A 16,599-nucleotide genomic window follows, 5' to 3' on the forward strand; every position below is an offset into this window, starting at 1 on the left:
GAGATGCTCGCCGCAATTCTCCTACGCAGGTGACCGGCTGAAACGCTCAATGCATTCGTCATCCTCGGGCTCGGCCCGAGGATCCATGCCCGACCATCGCCACACCACCTGCGGCCGACCATTTCCTTCATTCAAGCTCGCTCCCTCAGCGCGGCTTCGTACTTCTCGCGCGCTTTTCTCACCTGCTCGCGTTCCGACACCTCGGGCACGGCCACGTCCCACCAGTGGCCGCCGGCCTCCGTCGAGGGATAGGGATCGGTGTCGATGACCACCACGAAGGGCCTGTCGGCCTCCCGCGCCCGCTCGAGCGCGTCCTCCAGCTCGGCGATCGAGCCCGCCTTCTCCGCATGCGCTCCCATGGAGGCCGCATGCGCCACGAAGTCGATATGTGAAGGATTCACGTGGCGCGCATCGTCCAACAGGTTGTTGAACTCGGCCCCGCCGGTGGACATCTGCAGCCGGTTGATGCAGCCGTAGCCTCGGTTGTCGGTGATGACGACCGTGATCTTGATGCCCATCATCACCGCGGTGGCAAGCTCCGAGTTCATCATCATGTAGGAGCCGTCGCCCACCATCACGACCACGTCGCGGTCGGGCTCGGCCATCTTGATGCCCATCCCGCCGGCGATCTCGTAGCCCATGCAGGAATAGCCGTATTCCATGTGGTAGGACATCGGCCGCCCCGCCTTCCAGAGCTTGTGCAGCTCGCCCGGCATGGTGCCGGCCGCGCACATCACCACCGTGTCTTCCCTTGCGGCGCGCTGCACCGCGCCGATCACCTGCATGTCGGTGGGCAGCGCGTTGGTGTCTTCCGGCGCCGCGGTCACCGCGTCGGCGGCGGCGAACCACTCCTCCTTCAGCGACGCGGGCGGCGGCTCGAAGCGCTTGTCGCCCAGCGCGCGCCACAGCGCCTCCACCCCCACGCAGGCATCCGCGCAGACCGGCACCGCGCCGTGCTTCACCGCGTCATAGGCGTTGACGTTCAGGCTTATAAGCTTGCGCCCGGGCCGCGAGAACAATGACCACGAACCGGTTGTGAAATCCTGGAACCTTGTGCCGACGCCGATGATCACGTCGGCCTCGGCGCAGCGTCTATTGGCGCTGGACGAGCCGGTGACGCCGACGGGCCCGAGATTGAGCGGATGGTCCCATGGCAGCGACGACTTGCCCGCCTGCGTCTCCACCACCGGGATCCGGTGCGCCTCGACGAAGAACCGGAACGCCTCATAGGCATGCGAATAGTGGACGCCGCCGCCCGCGACAATGACAGGCGTCTTCGCGGCCGCGATGATCTTCGCCGCTTCCTCGACCTCCACCGGGTCGGGCTGCACGCGCCGCATGCGCCACACCCTCGGTTCGAAGAAGCTTTCGGGCCAGTCATGGGCTTCGGCCTGCACGTCCTGGCAGAAGGCGAGCGTCACCGGCCCGCAATCGGCGGGGTCCGTCATGATGCGGAAGGCGCGCGGCAGCGCGGTCAGAAGCTGCTCGGGCCGGGTGATGCGGTCGAAATAGCGGGAGACGGGGCGGAAGCAGTCGTTGACGGTGATTGTGCCGTCGCCGAAATCCTCGACCTGCTGCAGCACCGGGTCAGGCCCGCGACCCGCGAAGACGTCGCCCGGCAGGAACAGCACCGGCAGTCGGTTCACATGGGCGAGTGCCGCCGCCGTCACCATATTGGTGGCGCCGGGGCCGATGGAGGAGGTCACCGCCATTGCCCGCCTGCGGCCGAGCTGCTTGGCATAGGCGATGGCCGCATGGGCCATGGATTGCTCGTTGTGGCCGCGATAGGTGGGCAGCGTCTCGCGCACCGCATGGAGCGCCTCGCCGAGGGCGGCCACATTGCCGTGGCCGAAGATCGCCCACACGCCGGCAATGAACGGTTCGCCGTCCTCGTTCATCTGCGCCGCGATGTAGCGGGTGGCGGCCTGGGCTGCGGTCAGTCGGATCGTCTTCATGCGGACCTCCCTTTCCCGGTCCGTGCGCGGTCCCAGATCGCGCACAGGGACTGGTATCTTTGCGCGATGTCGGCTGTGGCCTCCTCGTCGCTCGCCTCACCGGCGAGCCAGCGCCGGGCGGCATCGGCGAAAATGGTGCGGCCGACGGCGAAGCCTTTCACCAGATCGAAACCCGCGGCAATGGAAAAGCTCTCCTCGAGCTCTTGCAATGGCGCGTCGAGCCCCAATACGACAATGCCGCGCGTGCGGGGGTCGTTCCGCATGATCGCCTCGCAGGCATTTTTCCATGCCGCGTTCGAGGTCATGGGCTCCAGCTTCCACCAGTCGGGATAGACGCCGATCTCGTAGAAGCGCTCGATGACGGCGGCGGTGGCCATGTCGTCGGCGGGGCGCACCTTGGACGGGATGATCTCCAGGAGCATCTCCAGCCGGTTGCGGCGGCAGGCGGCAAAAAGCCTCTGCACCACGTCCTCCTGCCGCGCCTTCATATCCGCGTCGTCGTCCGGATGGTAGAAGCAGAGCACCTTCACCACGTGCTCCAGCGGCCACTCGACGAGGCCGCCGAAATCCGGACCGAGGTCGGGCTCCAGCTCGAGCGGGCGAGAGCCAGGCCACTCCACCGGCCGGCCGATCCACAATCCGCTGCCGGCGGCGCGGTAGAGCGCTTCGCGTCCGAACCGTCCATCGCAGAGTATGCCGTAGCCCTGCCTGCCGCCCTCCACCTCGCGCGCCGCTTCAAGGCAGAGCACCTTGAAATCGCCAATGCGCTCGCGCGGCGCGCCGGCGGCGTCCGCCATTTCCTCCAGTTGCATCCGGTGGTCGAAGGCGAAGACGCGCATTTCCGGCCAGTCGCCCTTGCGGTTGGTCGACCAGTGCACCTGTTCCAGGGCCGCATCCTTGCGCAGCGCGCGGTTCCTGATGCCGGTGCGGAAGAAATATTGCAGCTCTTCCCAGGAGGGATAGGCCGGCGTGCAGCCGTGGCGGGAGACGGCAAAGGCGCCGCAGGCGTTCGCGTATTTCAGTGCGGTCGGCCAATCCTCACCGGTGAGCCAGCCCTTCAGCAAACCGGCCATGAAGCCGTCGCCCGCACCCAGCACGTTGAAGACCTCTATGGGAAAGCCCTCGCCTGCCTCGCCCTCGTCGAGCGTGTCCGGGATTTCGCCTGCGAAGGCGGAGGCCCCCATGGGCCCGCGCTTGCACACGAGCACCGCGTCGGTCAGCCGCCGCACCGTCTTCAGCGCCACGATCGTATTCGTCGAGCCGCCGGCGATGTGGAACTCCTCCTCCGTTCCCACGATCAAATCGAAGAGCGGCAGGGTTTTCTGCAGCTTGGCCGTCACGCGCTCGGATTCGACGAAGCGGCTTTCGCCGGCTCCGTGGCCGGCAAGCCCCCACAGGTTGGGGCGGTAGTCGATGTCGAGCGCAGTTTTCGCGCCGTTCTCGCGTGCGAGCCGCAGCGCCTTCAGAACCGCGGCTTCGGTGCGCGGATGGGAGAGATGGGTGCCCGTCGCGCACACGCAGCCGGCCTCGGCGATGAAGGCGGGGTCGATATCCTCCTCCGACAGCGCCATGTCGGCGCAGTTCTCGCGATAGAAGATCAGCGGGAATTGGTTCTGGTCGCGGATACCGAGGAGCACCAATGCCGTCAGCCGCTCCGCGTCGGTCTTGACCCCGCGCACGTCGACACCTTCGCGGCTCAACTCCTCGCGGATGAAGCGGCCCATATGCTCGTCGCCCACGCGGGTGATGAGTGCCGATTTCAAACCGAGGCGCGCGGCACCGGCGGCGATGTTGGTGGGGGAACCGCCGAGATATTTGTTGAAGGAGGCCATGTCCTCCAGCCGGCCGCCGACCTGCGCGCCGTAAAGGTCGACCGACGAGCGGCCAATGGTGATGACGTCCAGCGGTTTCGTCACATCACTCCTCCCAGATCGATGCGCATCCTGCTCGCCTTGAAAGGCGATGCCGGTCCGGGGTCCCCGCGGGCAAGCCTCTCACGCGGGCGCCGTATGCCCTTCCTGATCTTCACAGGATATGGAAGATATGTTCCATTTTTATCGCAATTTCAATCAGGAAATTCCATTTCTCTTCGTGCGGGTCGCCGTGCCCACGGCCACGACCAATGCGACGGCGAGCGACAATGTCGCCGAAAGGGAGCGGAAATCGCCGAAATCGGCCTCCGAGACCGTCAGGAGCAGCGGCGTCACGGTTCTGAGCGGGCTCGCGTGGGAATCGGTGATGGCCACGACCTTGGCCCCGGCGCGGCGGCCCGCCTCCGCAAGCTCCACCGTCTCGGGCGTATATGGGGCAAAGGTGATGGCGATGACCGCGTCGCCGGAGCGGATCGCATGGCGGCTGTCGAGCTTGCCCACGCCATTGTGCAGCATGGTGGGCACGTCCATCTTGTCGAAAGCATAGGCCAGGTAGGAGGCCACGGAAAAGGCCCGGCGCAGACCGACGATGTGCACCATATTGGCTTCCGAAAGCGTCTTGATGGCGGCGTCCAACGCGCGTGGATCAACGGTCTTGGCAAGGTTCTCCAGCGAAAGCCGCCCTGCCTCGATGAATTCGGCCAGAAGCGCGGAGGGGCTGCCGGCACCGCTCTCGCGCAGTTTCTCCAGCCGGGTGGCATAGTCCGGCCAGTTCTGCGCATAGGATTCGCGGAACAGGCGCTGCATCTGCGAATAGCCGGAAAAGCCCAGCACCTGGCAGAAGCGCATGAAGGCGGAAGGCTGGACGCCCGCACCTTCGGCCATCTCGGCCACGGTGGAAACCGCCACGCGGTCCGGATTGGCGGCCAAATGGTCGGCGCATTGCTTGAGCCGCTTCGGCAGGTCGCCGGACAGCTCGTGGATACGGTCGAGCAGTTCCTCGACATTGGCCGGGGCGGTGACTGCATCCATGGAGCGTCTTTCTCAGCTTGACAAAACAGCTGTCCCAATCCTAACCGCATTGGAATAAAAATTCCAATGCAGTCGTTCAGGGAGGCCTACCATGCGCAACGTCGGAATTGGACTCATCGGTACCGGTTTCATGGGGAAAGCGCATGCGCTCGCCTATCGCGCGGCGAAGGCGGTGCTGGGTGATGTGCCCGAGGCGCGGCTGGAACTTCTTTGCGATACGCCGTTGGACAAGGCACAGGAAATGGCCGCGCAGTTCGGCTTCGCGCGCGCCACCGAAGACTGGCGGGCGCTCGTTTCCGATCCACGCGTCGACATCGTCTCCGTCACCACGCCCAACCGCATGCATCGCGAGATGGCGCTTGCGGCGATCGCGGCGGGCAAACACGTCCATTGCGAGAAGCCCATGGGGCTGACGCTGGGCGAGGCTCAAGCGATGGCCGCTGCCGCCGCAAGGGCGGGCGTGAAGACCATCGTCGGCTACAACTACATCAGGAACCCTGCCTTCCAGCATGCCTGCCGGCTCCTGCGCGACGGCGCCATTGGCCGGCCGATCCATTTCCGCGGCTGGGTGGACGAGGATTACCAGGCCGATCCCGACCTGCCCTGGACGTGGCGGGCACGGCTTAAGGAAGCCGGCCTCGGCGCGCTGGGTGACCTCGGCTGCCATCTCGTTTCCATGGCCCACGGCCTCATGGGGCCGATCGAAAGCCTCGTCGCGGACATGCAGACCGTGCACGAGACACGCGCCCTGCCCGATGGCGGCGAGCGCAAGCCGGTCGAGAACGAGGATGTCGCCACCGCCTTGGTGCGCTTCCGGAACGGCGCTCAGGGCTCGCTTTCCACCTCGCGCACGGCCTGGGGCCGCAAGAACAAGCTCGGCTTCGAAGTGCACGGCACGAAAGGCATGCTCGTCTTCGACCAGGAACGCATGAACGAATTGCAGCTCTACCGGAACGATGGCGAAAAGGCGCTGCAGGGCTTCAAGACCATTCTTACTGGCCCCGCGCATCCTCCCTACGGCCTCTTCTGCCCCGCGCCCGGCCATCAGCTCGGCTTCAACGACCTCAAGGTGCTCGAAGCCGGCGCCTTCCTGCGCTGGATCGGCGGCGGCGAGAAATCCTCGCCGGATTTTTCCGAAGCGCTGGAGTTCGAAAAGGTCATCCACGCCATGGCCGCCTCGGCGCGGGAGGGGCGGCGGGTGGTGGCCGTCTAGAGCAATTCCCAGCAAAAATGGAAACCGGTTTTCCGTCCGGAATTGCGTAAAATCAAAAACTTAGATCATTTCAGCGTTTCCAGGAAACGCTGAAATGATCTGACCGTATTTCGCTCGAACGGCTCTTGAATTTCGCCGACTGCCGGCTGGATGCTTGGCAATCGAGTAGCGAAGGGGAACAAAATTTGCGGCTTTCCGGGCACACGAAAATTATTTCGATGCAAAAACAGCTATTTACCTGCCATGCTCTGTTTTTCTGTTAGCCTTTTTCTCCCCACTTCCTCCGCCCGGTTTATTCTTTCCCCATCGCTCTCGCGGGAACCGGATGCGCACCGGGTGTTCGGGAGAGCGGCGGAAACCTCCCTCCCCAGGATCGGAACCCGGGGATCCGAGGGCCCGCGACAGGCCGGCGGTGCCGGGGCGGTGGGTGTGAGACGCCGTTTCCGGAAAAACGGATGCTGGGTGAGAGACGGCATCGCGGAAACCGCGGAGAAGCCGCTAGGGTTCTCCTTCGGCCCGGCAGAGACCACCCCCTTCATTGGGTGCAGCCGGGAAGGAGAAGGGTCCGAGTGATCGGCCGAGGTCGGGACAGACTCCGGCGGGGCGCGTTGGGAGCGCCTTTTTTAATTTTGTGGCGTGAACGGTGCGCCCCGCTTCCCAAACCAATCAATGGCCAGACGCGAAAGCGGGCGTGGCGACGGTGAGGCACGGCTCTACTTTCCCGGCTGTCGGGCGAAGCACCAAGGATAGTCACCCCCACCGCACCTTAGCGCCCTAACCCAGCACCTCCGCCACCTTCACCGCCCTGCCGTCGGCGATCGAGCGGTAGGCAGCCTCGGCGAGAGCCAGCGCCTTGAGCCCGTCCTCGCCCGAAGGCATCGCGGGCTTGCCGCCGGCGAGTGCTGCGATGAAAGCGGCGATCTCGGCGGCGTAGGCTTCCGTGTAGCGCGTCATGAAGAAATCGTGCAGCGGCGGCTTCGTATAGCCTTCGGCATTGGCGATCTCGATCGAGACCGGCCGCTGGTTTTCTGCCGAAACCGCGCCCTTGGAGCCATGCACCTCGATGCGTTGATCGTAGCCATAGGTGGCGCGGCGCGAGTTGGAGATGGAGCAGTGCTTGCCGGAGGATGTGGTCAGCACCACCGACACGCTGTCGTGGTCGCCGGCAGCGCCGATCTCGGGATCGACCAGCACGGAAGCCGTGGCAAACACCGTGTCCGGCTCCTCGCCCAACAGGTACCGCGCCATGTCGAAGTCGTGGATCGTCATGTCGCGCAGGATGCCGCCCGAGGAGCGGATGTAGCTCACCGGCGGCGCGCCCGGATCGCGCGAGATGATCTGCACCATCTCCACGTCGCCGATCCTGCCCTCGTCGATCGCCGCACGCACGGCGGCGAAATGCGGATCGAAGCGGCGATTGAAGCCCACCATCAACGCGGCGCCCGTGTCCCGCACCACCTTCAGGCAGGATCTCACGCGGGACAGATCCAGGTCGATGGGCTTCTCGCAGAAGATCGCCTTGCCGGCGCGCGCGAAGCGCTCGATGAGATCGGCGTGGGTGTCGGTGGGCGTGCAGATCACCACGGCGTCGATATCGCCGGCCTTCTCGATCTCGTCGATCGTGCGGACCTCACAGCCATATTTACCGGCGATATCGGTGGCCGCGGCCTCGACGGCGTCGGCCACGGCGACAAGCTTCGCGTCGGGGTTGGAGGTGATCGCCCTGGCGTGGACCTTGCCGATGCGCCCGGCGCCGAGAAGGCCGAAGTGTATTGTCATGCTTGCCTCGTTGAGAGCAGGTTCTTTGGTATGGCGGCGGATATCACACGAATGCCGCCTCGCCTTCCATCCCCGTTTTCACGCCGGTGATCAGCGAGACGATCTCGTTGCCGTCGGTCTTGTCACGGTCGACCGCGCCGACGATGCGGCCCCGGCGGAAGACCCAGATGCGGTCCACGAGGTCGAAGACCTGGCGCAGATTGTGGCTGACGAGGATCAGCGGCACGCCGCGTTCCTTCAGACCCCGGATGATGTTTTCCACCTGCGCGGTCTCCTGCACGCCAAGTGCGGCGGTCGGCTCGTCCATGATGATGAGCTTGGAGGCGAAGCTCGCCGAGCGCGAGATCGCCACGCACTGGCGCTGGCCGCCGGACATGTTCTGGATCTTGTTGCGCAGATCGGGGATCTTCACGCCCGTGGCCCGCAGCGCCTCCTGGGTGCGCTCCAGCATCTTTCGCTCGTTCAGGAAGCTGAAGGGACCGAGATTGAAGAGGATCTCCTCGCGCCCGAGGAAGAGATTGGCCGGCACGTCGAGATCGTCGGCCAGCGCCAGGTTCTGGAACACCGTCTCGATGCCGGCGTCGCGCGCCTCGATCGGGCTCCTGAAATGCACCTCGTGGCCGTCGAAGAAGACCCTGCCGGCGGAAGGCTGCTCCACGCCGGTGATCTGGCGCACGAAGGTGGATTTTCCGGCACCATTGTCGCCGACGATGGCGATGTGCTCTCCCTCGCGCAGCTCGAAATTCGCGTCCTCCAGCGCATGCACGCCGCCATAGCGCTTGGTCAGCCCTTCGGTGCGCAGGATGATCTTCTCGCTCGCTGCCATTGCCTCCTCCTCGCCTTCAGAGCCGGCCGCGGGCGCGCTGGCGATAGACGTCCAGCACGACGGCGGTGACGATGATGATGCCCATGATGATCTCCTGATAATAGGCGCTCACCCGGATAAAGGTGAAGCCGGAGATGATCAGGCCGAAAATGACCATGCCGAGCGTGGTGCCGATGATGGAGCCGCGACCGCCGGTGAGCGACGTGCCGCCGATGACCGTCATGGCGATGGCCTGCAATTCATACATGAAGCCCATGCCGCCCTGCGCCGTCTGGCCGCGGGCGGACAGCACGATGCCGGCAAGCCCGGCAAGACCGCCCGCAATGGCATAGACCAGCATCAGGTGCCGCTCGACATTGATGCCGGAGACGCGGGCGGCCTGCTCGTTGGAGCCGATGGCATAGGTGCGTCGGCCATAGAGCGTGTAGTTGAGGAGCACGTGGAAGAGGATGGCCACGCCGATGAAGATGAAGACCGGCATCATGCCTTGGCCGATCGCCGCATAGCTTTCCGTCGGGAAGGAGACGGGCTGGCCGCGCGTATACCAATTGGCGATGCCGCGCGCCGTCACCATCATGCCGAGCGTGGCGATGAAAGGCGGTATCTTTGTCAGGGCTATCAGCAAGCCGTTCGTGAGCCCGGCCAGGAGCCCGACGCCCAGGCCGATCGCCACCGGCACGACGACCGGAAGATCGGTAAGCGAAGGGTAGACGGCGCGGGTGTTGGAGGAAACCTGCGCGAAGCTCATGGCGATGAAGGCCGTCATCGCCAGCACCGAGCCCGACGAAAGGTCGATGCCGCCGGTGATGATCACCTGCGTGACGCCGATGGCGATGATGCCGACGACCGAGACCTGCAGGATGATGATGTTGATGCGCTGCAGGTTGAACAGAAAACTGTCGCCGCGCACGAACCAGCCGAGCAGTTCGAAGACGGCCGCGATGATGACGAGGCCGATGAACACGTTGAACTCGGGCGGGAGCGCCCGGCGCCTGGTTTCCCCCGCCATGGTGGTCGTCGTTGTCGTCGTCATTCATGCCTCCCAGAGCACGTCCGTTCCTGCCGGGGCAAGCCTGTCCCCGGGCGACATCGCTCTCCCCCGCACCGCATCCGGCGAAGCGCGGGACTTTCTCTGCTCGCGAGCCGAGGAGACGGGGCGGCAGGCGCCCCGCCGAACCGCCAGGTCAGTTCTGGCCCATATACTGGTCGATGTTCTCCGGCGTCACGAGTTCGAAGGGCACCCAGACGGCGTTGCCGAGCTTTTCGCCCTCGGCGAGTTTCAGCGCCGCGTCCACGGCCCCGCTCCCCTGCGCCGCGGCGTTCTGGAACACGGTGACGTCGAGATCGCCCGCCTTCATGGCCGCGAGCGCATCGGCGGTGGCGTCCACGCCGCCGACGATCACCTCGTCCATGGACATGCCGGCGGCCTTCATGGCCTGGATGGCGCCCAGCGCCATCTCGTCATTGTTGGAGATGACCGCGTCGAACTCCACGCCAGCCGACAGCCAGTTGTTCATGAGATCGGTTGCCTCGGTGCGATACCAGTTGGCGGTCTGCTCCTCGACGATGTTCATGAAGGAGCATTCCTCCGTGGCGATCACGTCGTGGATGTCCTGCGTGCGCTGGCGGGCGGCCTGATTGTTGAGCTGGCCCATGAGCACGACGATATCGGCGCCGTCGCCCTTGCCCTGCTCCTTCAACAGCCGGCAGACCTCCTTGGTCTCGAGCGTGCCGGAATCGACCTCGTTCGAGCCGACGAAGGTCTGGTTTTCGGGCAGGCTGTCGAGATTGGACGGCATGCGATTGACATAGACCAGCGGGATGCCCGCTTCCGCTGCCAACTGCGACTGGGCGGCGGTGGCGTCGGTGTCGACCGGGTTGACGATGATCGCATCCACGCCCGAGGCAATGAAGTTCTGGATCTGGCTCAGCTGCCGGTTGGGGTCCTTCTCCGCCACCTCGATCTGCACTTCGACGCCCTGCTCCTTGGCGTAGTCGGCGATGCCGTTGCGCAGAACGGTCAGGAAGTTGTCGAGCTCCGACATGGTGACGCCGACGGTCTGCGCGAATGCCGACGTCGACATCAGCACCGAAAGGGCTGCGCCCAGAACAAGCTTTTTCATCCGATTGCTCCTCCACAGGGTGGGTGTCCGGCTGCACCCTTTTTTGACCGGAAATCCCGCTAGGGAATTCGTTGGACCTGCCGGCGCCGCTCCCGATCGCCCCATATGGCGTCACTCCAAAATGGAATGCAGCCACCATTCAAAGTCCAATATGAAATATCTATTCCATTTTCTTCCGCGTCGTCAAGGCTATTCCATTTCCTCGTTCATGCCGCGTGGCGGCGGCTGCGTTCGGTGATGTACGCCATGCTGCGCGCCAGCGCCGAGCCGATATCGGGCAGGCGGTGGACGGTCTCGGAGAAGGGCTCGAAGGAAAGCGGCCCGCAATAGCCTGCCTCCAGAAGGGCTGCAATCTGACCGATGTTGTCGAGCCGGTCCTGTTCGTCCACCAGCACCCGGTGCGCGTCCCGCATTTCGGCAATGCCCATCGCGGCCTCCGTGACGCCGGAGATGTGCACGAGACCGGTGTGTTGCGGGTAGAGGCTCGCCTCGCCGGCCAGGCAATGGTGGAAGGTATCGTGAACGACCCTGAAGGTGCCCTTCATGTCCAGCGCCTCGATCGCCTCCACGGCTTCGGATTTAAGACGCAGCGAGCAGGTCTCGAACCCGAGCGGCTCGACCAGGCCCAGGATACCCGCTTGCTCCAGGATGGGGCGCAGGCCCTTCAGCGCGATGCGCAGGTTTGCCTGGCGTTCGCCGTTGGCGCGGCCGGAGCCGTCATTGGTTGGCACGAGCACGAGGGCTTCTGCGCCGCAATCGCGCGCATAGGCGATCAGCGCGCGCGCTTCCTCCTCCCGCGCCGCGTTCCAATCGTTGAAACGCTGCAGAGCGTTAATGGAGAGGATGCGCAGGCCGCGTTCGCCGGCCGCGCGTGCGCTCGCCGCAGGCGGCGTGCCATCCGCGATCGCGTTGCCGGCGAGATCGTTGCGGATCTCCACCCCGGAAACGCCGAGCGCGCGGGCGAGATCGAAAAACTCGGAAACAGACAAGCCGGGCGCGCACATGTGGTTGAGCGCGAATTCCGGGGCGACTGCCGTCATGGCCCACTCCATTTGATGATCGAACCGGAAGAGGATGGACAGGGGGCCGAGGCCGGTCAACGCGTTCCTGCGAGGAAATCCATCATTGTTGATAGATTCGTTCAACCGACCTCTCATGTCCCATCAAGCTAAAGGCTCTCCGGCACATGGAGCGAGAGAGGCAGAAAGAGTTGGCCCGGGGTCTCGGACGGCCCCGCCCGGACGGTGCCGACCATGAGGTCGATGAGGGCGCGGCAGAGGGAGGGCAGCGGCGTGACGATGGTAGCCGTGATGATGTGGTCCTGCAGTGCCGCGCTGGAATCGGGAGTCAGTTCGTTGACCACGACCGAAGGCAGAGGAACGGGCCGTTCCTCCCTGAGGGCGGTGATCGCGCCTTCCATGCCGCCTCCCGCCACATAGAAGCCGGCGATGTCGGGATGCCGGTCGAGCAGGTTCAGCGTCGCCTCGTGGGTGACCTGCCGCGTCTCGAGGTTGACCAGGGTCTCCAGGATCTCGAACCGTGGCGCATATTCGCGGAAATAGCTGCGGAAGCCGGTTTCCCGCAATTCGTGCCCGTGCCAGCGGTGGCTGCCCACGAAAATCGCTACCTTGCCGGGGCGCGGTGCCGTGCGCGAGATGAGCCAGGCGGCGGTGCGCCCTACTTTCAAATTGTTGAGGCCGAGATAGCTTTCGCGCACGCCTTGGGCGAAATCGGAGAGCAGGGAGAAGACCGGCTTGCCCTCGACCTTCAGATCCTGAACCACCTGGGTCACCATGTGGTGGTCGAGGCTGGTGGCGGCGACGGCCTGCGCCCTGCGAGCAAGCGACTGAAGCCGCTCCGCCACCTCAGCGGGAGATTGCGTCTTCACGAATTCGATCTCGGCGCGCACGCGCACGCCGGCGGTCGCGTCCGCCGCTTCCCTGATGGCCTTGGCGAAGGCCTGATAGAAGGGCTGCCCCTCCTTCTGCAGAAGGAAGGCCAAATCCATCTTCGGCAGGTCGGCGGTGATGCGCTGGTGGATCAGGGCAGCCGCATGGTAGCCGATCTCGCTCGCCGCCTGGTAGACGCGCCGCGCGGTCTCCTCGCGCACGGGATGACGGCCGTTCAGCACGCGATCGACGGTGGCGACGCTCACGCCCGCTTTTCGCGCCAGATCGGCGATGGTCGGTCGCCTGCCCATCCGACCCCTCCTTGAGAGAATACTTTCATATCTTCAAATCATATTCTGATATGGAATGATAGAAAAAATTGCATCCCGCTTGAGCATCGCTCACGCCACGACATAAACTCCCGCGCAATCGCAGGAGGAGACGTATGGGCAAGCGCGACTACAGCCTGGTCGGACCCGACGCACGGCGCGCGGTGGAAACCGGCCTCGCCTCGGCCGAATGGTACCACACGGACATCTCCCGCAAGGAGATGAAGGCACTGATGCAGCGCAGTGACGGGCCTGCCATCCGGGACACCGCCATCTGGCTGGGCGCGATGGTGGTGCTCGCCGGCGCCGCCGTTTGGCTGTGGCCGTCCGCCTGGTCCATCCCCTTCTTCCTCGCCTATGGCGTCCTCTACGGATCAGCGGGAGATTCGCGCTGGCACGAGTGCGGCCACGGCACCGCGTTCAAGACACGCTGGATGAACGACGCCGTCTACCAGGTCGCCTCCTTCATGATGATGCGCAATCCGGTGACCTGGCGGTGGAGCCACGCTCGGCACCACACGGACACGATCATCGTCGGGCGGGACCCCGAGATCGCAGTGATGCGGCCGCCGGACCTCACGCGCCTGGTGCTCAATTTTTTCGGCATCATCGACGTCTGGCACGCGATCATCGACATGGCCCGCAATGCCGCCGGCGTCCTCAGCGCCGAGGAGAAGACCTTTATTCCCGAGCAGGAGCAGCCGAAAGTCGTGCGTGTCGCCCGCATCTGGGTGGCGATCTATGCCGCCACCACCGCCGCTGCGATCTATATGGGCTCGGTCCTGCCGTTACTGCTGATCGGAGGCCCGCGCCTCTACGGTGCCTGGCACCATGTGATGACGGGCCTGCTGCAGCATGGCGGGCTGGCCGACAACGTGACCGACCACCGGCTCAACAGCCGGACGGTCTATATGAACCCCGTCAGCCGCTTCATTTACTGGAACATGAACTACCATGTGGAGCATCACATGTTTCCGATGGTGCCTTATCACGCGCTGCCGAGGCTGCACGAGATGATCAAGCACGACCTGCCGGCGCCGAACCGGTCCATTCTCGATGGCTACCGAGAGATGGTCCCGGCGTTCCTGCGGCAGCTCCGTTACGAGGACTACTTCCTCAAGCGCGAACTGCCGTCGACGGCCAAGCCATACCGCGCCGAGTTTCACGACCTGGCCGCGCCGGTCGCGGCGGCGGCGGAATAGAACAGGGATTCCAGGGAGGTTTCCATGCCCCAATGGGTGGACGCATGCGCCGTTGACGACGTGGAGGAAGAGGACCTGATCCGCTTCGATCACAGCGGCCGGACTTTCGCCATCTACCGCAGCCCGGACGACGAGTTCTACGCAACGGACGGGCTTTGCACGCACGAGCATGTGCATCTGGCCGACGGTCTGGTGATGGACCACATCATCGAATGCCCCAAGCACAATGGCCGCTTCGACTACCGCACCGGCGAGGCCAAGGGCGCGCCGGCCTGCGTCAATCTGAAGACCTATCCGGTCAAGGTTGAGGACGGCCGGGTCCTTATCGCCGTCGAATGACGACCGCAGGCGACATCGTCATCATCGGCGCGGGCGAGTGTGGCGTGCGTGCGGCTTTCACCCTTCGCGAAGCAAGTTTCGACGGCGGCATCGTCCTGGTGGGTGAGGAGCCGCATCTGCCCTATGAGCGCCCGCCCCTTTCCAAGAACAGCCCGGTCTGCGCGAAGCCGATCGCCGAGGAATCGCGCTTTGCCGAGTCCGGCATCGAGCTTCTGCGCGGGCGACAGGCCGAAAACATCGACCGCGCGACAAGAACCGTGCGCCTGTCTGATGGGGAGCAGCTTGCCTATGACAAGCTCCTGATCGCGACCGGCGCCCGCGCACGCCGCTTTCCGGGGATGGAAGCGGCCCTCACCTTGCGCAGTGTAGACGATGCTCACGCCATCCTCGGCTTGCTGCAGCCCGGCATCCGGCTCACCGTCATCGGCGGCGGCTTCATCGGCCTGGAGCTTGCCGCCACCGCGCGCAGGATCGGCGCGGAGGTGATCGTGATCGAGGCGGCGGATCGCATGATGGCGCGTATCATGCCAGCGGAGATCGCAGCCGCCGTGGCGGAGCGGCACCAGGCGGAGGGCGTGGAAGCCATCCTGGGCGTGCCGGTCGCCAGCGTGACCGAAAGGACGGTGCGCCTCGCCGATGGCCGGCTCATGGAGGGCGATCTCGTCGTGGCCGGGGTGGGCGCGGAGCCGGAGACGCGGCTTGCGGCGTCGGCAGGGCTTGCAACGGCCGACGGCATCATCGTCGACGAGCGGTTCGCAACCGGCGATCCCGACATTTTCGCCGCCGGCGACTGCTGCTCCTTTCCCTATGATGGATCGCTGGTGCGCCTCGAGAGCTGGCGCGCAGCGCAGGATCAGGGTGCGCATGCCGCCCGCGCGATGCTGGGGGAAACGGCGCCCTACGCCCGTGTGCCATGGTTCTGGTCGGATCAATATGATCTCACGCTCCAGGTGGCGGGTCTGCCGAGGCCGATGCTGCCCGCCATCCGCCGTAATGTCGGTGACCGCACCTTCATCCTCTTTCAGATCGATGAAACCGGCAGGCTCGTCTCCGCGAGCGGGATCGGGCCGGGCAATGCCGTGGCAAAGGACATCAGGCTGGCTGAGATGATGATCGAAAGGGGTCTGCGACCGCGCCCCGAGGAACTCAGTGATCCGGCGGTCAATCTGAAGGCGGTGCTCAAGGGAGTGGCAACGGCATGAAGAAGACGGGCAGGATGACGGTGGCGGATCTCCTGGAACTCAGGGGCAAGCGGCAGCTTGCCATGCTGCGCGTGGAGACACTGGAGGAAGCAGAGGCCGCCGAGCGCGCAGGCATCCACATGGTCTCCGTTCCGCCCCACCTAATGCTCAAACCCGCCTTCCGTGATGCCGCCCCTTCGGTGTTCGCCATTCCCGGCGCCGATTTCTTCGAGATCGGCACCACGGAGGATTTCGTCCGCTGGGCCTTCGGGCTCTACAAGGCCGGCGCGGACGCGGTCTACTGCTCGGCGAGCCTTCACACCATCCGCCGGCTGGCGGACGAGGGTATTCCCGTCTGCGGCCATGCAGGGCTTATCCCCGCCAAGGCCACATGGACCGGCGGCTTCAGGGCTGTCGGCAAGACGCTGGAGACGGCCCAGCTCGTCTGGCGGCAGGTGAGGAAACTGGAGGAGGCCGGCGCCTTCGCGGCGGAGATCGAGGTGGTTCCGGAGGGGATCGCGACCGAGATATCCCGCCGCACGTCCCTCTTCATGATCTCCATGGGCTCTGGCGCGGGCTGCGACGCGCAATATCTCTTTTCGGAGGACGTGTTGGGGGCGAACACCGGCCATATACCGCGCCACGCCAAGACCTATCGCAACTTCGCTGCCGAGTATGCCCGTCTCCAGGAGGAACGCATCGGCGCGTATCGCGAATTTGCCGAAGATGTCCGCAGGGGAGCCTATCCGGAAGCCCGCCACGGCGTAGCCGCGGGCGAACAGCTGCTTTCGCAGTTCCGCCATTGGCTTGACGATCAGCAGGCTGTATGAACTCTGGCCTGTTGGATGCATTCACCCCGA

14 protein-coding genes are annotated in these 16,599 nt (G+C 65.0%); 5 read left to right on the plus strand and 9 right to left on the minus strand.

The window, feature by feature from the left end:
* Positions 1 to 131 precede the first annotated feature (131 nt).
* The 3 genes from iolD to PVE73_RS20280 form a co-directional block, all read right to left on the minus strand.
* Positions 132 to 1,955: a 3D-(3,5/4)-trihydroxycyclohexane-1,2-dione acylhydrolase (decyclizing) gene (iolD, locus tag PVE73_RS20270; RefSeq protein WP_277363971.1), complete on the minus strand. Its 1,824-nt coding sequence runs from the start codon at positions 1,953 to 1,955 to the stop codon at positions 132 to 134.
* Complete coding sequence (iolC, locus tag PVE73_RS20275; RefSeq protein WP_277363972.1) at positions 1,952 to 3,871, minus strand: 5-dehydro-2-deoxygluconokinase; 1,920 nt, start codon at positions 3,869 to 3,871, stop codon at positions 1,952 to 1,954. The genes iolD and iolC overlap by 4 nt, the downstream gene beginning before the upstream one ends.
* Before the next feature lie 153 nt (positions 3,872 to 4,024).
* A complete protein-coding gene (locus PVE73_RS20280) occupies positions 4,025 to 4,858 on the minus strand; it encodes a MurR/RpiR family transcriptional regulator (RefSeq protein ID WP_277363973.1) in 834 nt (277 codons plus the stop codon).
* A 91-nt stretch (positions 4,859 to 4,949) separates the two neighbouring features.
* Between PVE73_RS20280 and PVE73_RS20285 the strand changes: the two genes are divergently transcribed.
* Positions 4,950 to 6,071 (plus strand): Gfo/Idh/MocA family oxidoreductase, encoded by a 1,122-nt coding sequence (locus PVE73_RS20285; protein WP_277363974.1) that lies wholly within the window; start codon positions 4,950 to 4,952, stop codon positions 6,069 to 6,071.
* Positions 6,072 to 6,845: 774 nt separating this feature from the next.
* Here PVE73_RS20285 and iolG read toward each other — a convergent pair.
* From iolG to PVE73_RS20315, 6 genes are all read right to left on the minus strand, one after another.
* Positions 6,846 to 7,850 carry an inositol 2-dehydrogenase gene (gene iolG / locus PVE73_RS20290; protein ID WP_277363975.1) on the minus strand — a complete coding sequence of 335 codons (1,005 nt, stop codon included), beginning with the start codon at positions 7,848 to 7,850 and terminating at the stop codon, positions 6,846 to 6,848.
* Between the two features lie 43 nt (positions 7,851 to 7,893).
* Entirely contained in the window at positions 7,894 to 8,676 is a 783-nt protein-coding gene (locus tag PVE73_RS20295) for an ATP-binding cassette domain-containing protein (protein ID WP_277363976.1), read from the minus strand.
* 16 nt (positions 8,677 to 8,692) lie between these two features.
* Positions 8,693 to 9,709 (minus strand): ABC transporter permease, encoded by a 1,017-nt coding sequence (locus tag PVE73_RS20300; RefSeq protein WP_277363977.1) that lies wholly within the window; start codon positions 9,707 to 9,709, stop codon positions 8,693 to 8,695.
* Positions 9,710 to 9,860: 151 nt separating this feature from the next.
* Positions 9,861 to 10,799: a sugar ABC transporter substrate-binding protein gene (locus tag PVE73_RS20305; RefSeq protein ID WP_277363978.1), complete on the minus strand. Its 939-nt coding sequence runs from the start codon at positions 10,797 to 10,799 to the stop codon at positions 9,861 to 9,863.
* A gap of 206 nt (positions 10,800 to 11,005) precedes the next feature.
* Complete coding sequence (locus PVE73_RS20310; RefSeq protein ID WP_277363979.1) at positions 11,006 to 11,839, minus strand: TIM barrel protein; 834 nt, start codon at positions 11,837 to 11,839, stop codon at positions 11,006 to 11,008.
* 128 nt (positions 11,840 to 11,967) lie between these two features.
* Complete coding sequence (locus tag PVE73_RS20315) at positions 11,968 to 12,999, minus strand: LacI family DNA-binding transcriptional regulator (RefSeq protein ID WP_277363980.1); 1,032 nt, start codon at positions 12,997 to 12,999, stop codon at positions 11,968 to 11,970.
* Positions 13,000 to 13,133: 134 nt separating this feature from the next.
* Here PVE73_RS20315 and PVE73_RS20320 point away from each other — a divergent pair, with 134 nt between their 5' ends.
* The 4 genes from PVE73_RS20320 to PVE73_RS20335 are packed head-to-tail and all read left to right on the plus strand — an operon-like array spanning position 13,134 to position 16,569.
* Entirely contained in the window at positions 13,134 to 14,219 is a 1,086-nt protein-coding gene (locus tag PVE73_RS20320; RefSeq protein ID WP_277363981.1) for a fatty acid desaturase family protein, read from the plus strand.
* Between the two features lie 24 nt (positions 14,220 to 14,243).
* Positions 14,244 to 14,558 (plus strand): MocE family 2Fe-2S type ferredoxin, encoded by a 315-nt coding sequence (locus PVE73_RS20325; protein WP_277363982.1) that lies wholly within the window; start codon positions 14,244 to 14,246, stop codon positions 14,556 to 14,558.
* Entirely contained in the window at positions 14,555 to 15,760 is a 1,206-nt protein-coding gene (locus PVE73_RS20330; RefSeq protein WP_277363983.1) for an FAD-dependent oxidoreductase, read from the plus strand. The genes PVE73_RS20325 and PVE73_RS20330 overlap by 4 nt, the downstream gene beginning before the upstream one ends.
* Positions 15,757 to 16,569, plus strand: a complete 813-nt coding sequence (locus tag PVE73_RS20335) for a 3-methyl-2-oxobutanoate hydroxymethyltransferase (RefSeq protein ID WP_277363984.1) — start codon at positions 15,757 to 15,759, stop codon at positions 16,567 to 16,569. The genes PVE73_RS20330 and PVE73_RS20335 overlap by 4 nt, the downstream gene beginning before the upstream one ends.
* Positions 16,570 to 16,599 lie beyond the last annotated feature (30 nt).

The sequence above is a fragment of the Chelativorans sp. AA-79 genome, from assembly GCF_029457495.1.
In the GTDB taxonomy this organism is placed as follows: domain Bacteria; phylum Pseudomonadota; class Alphaproteobacteria; order Rhizobiales; family Rhizobiaceae; genus Chelativorans.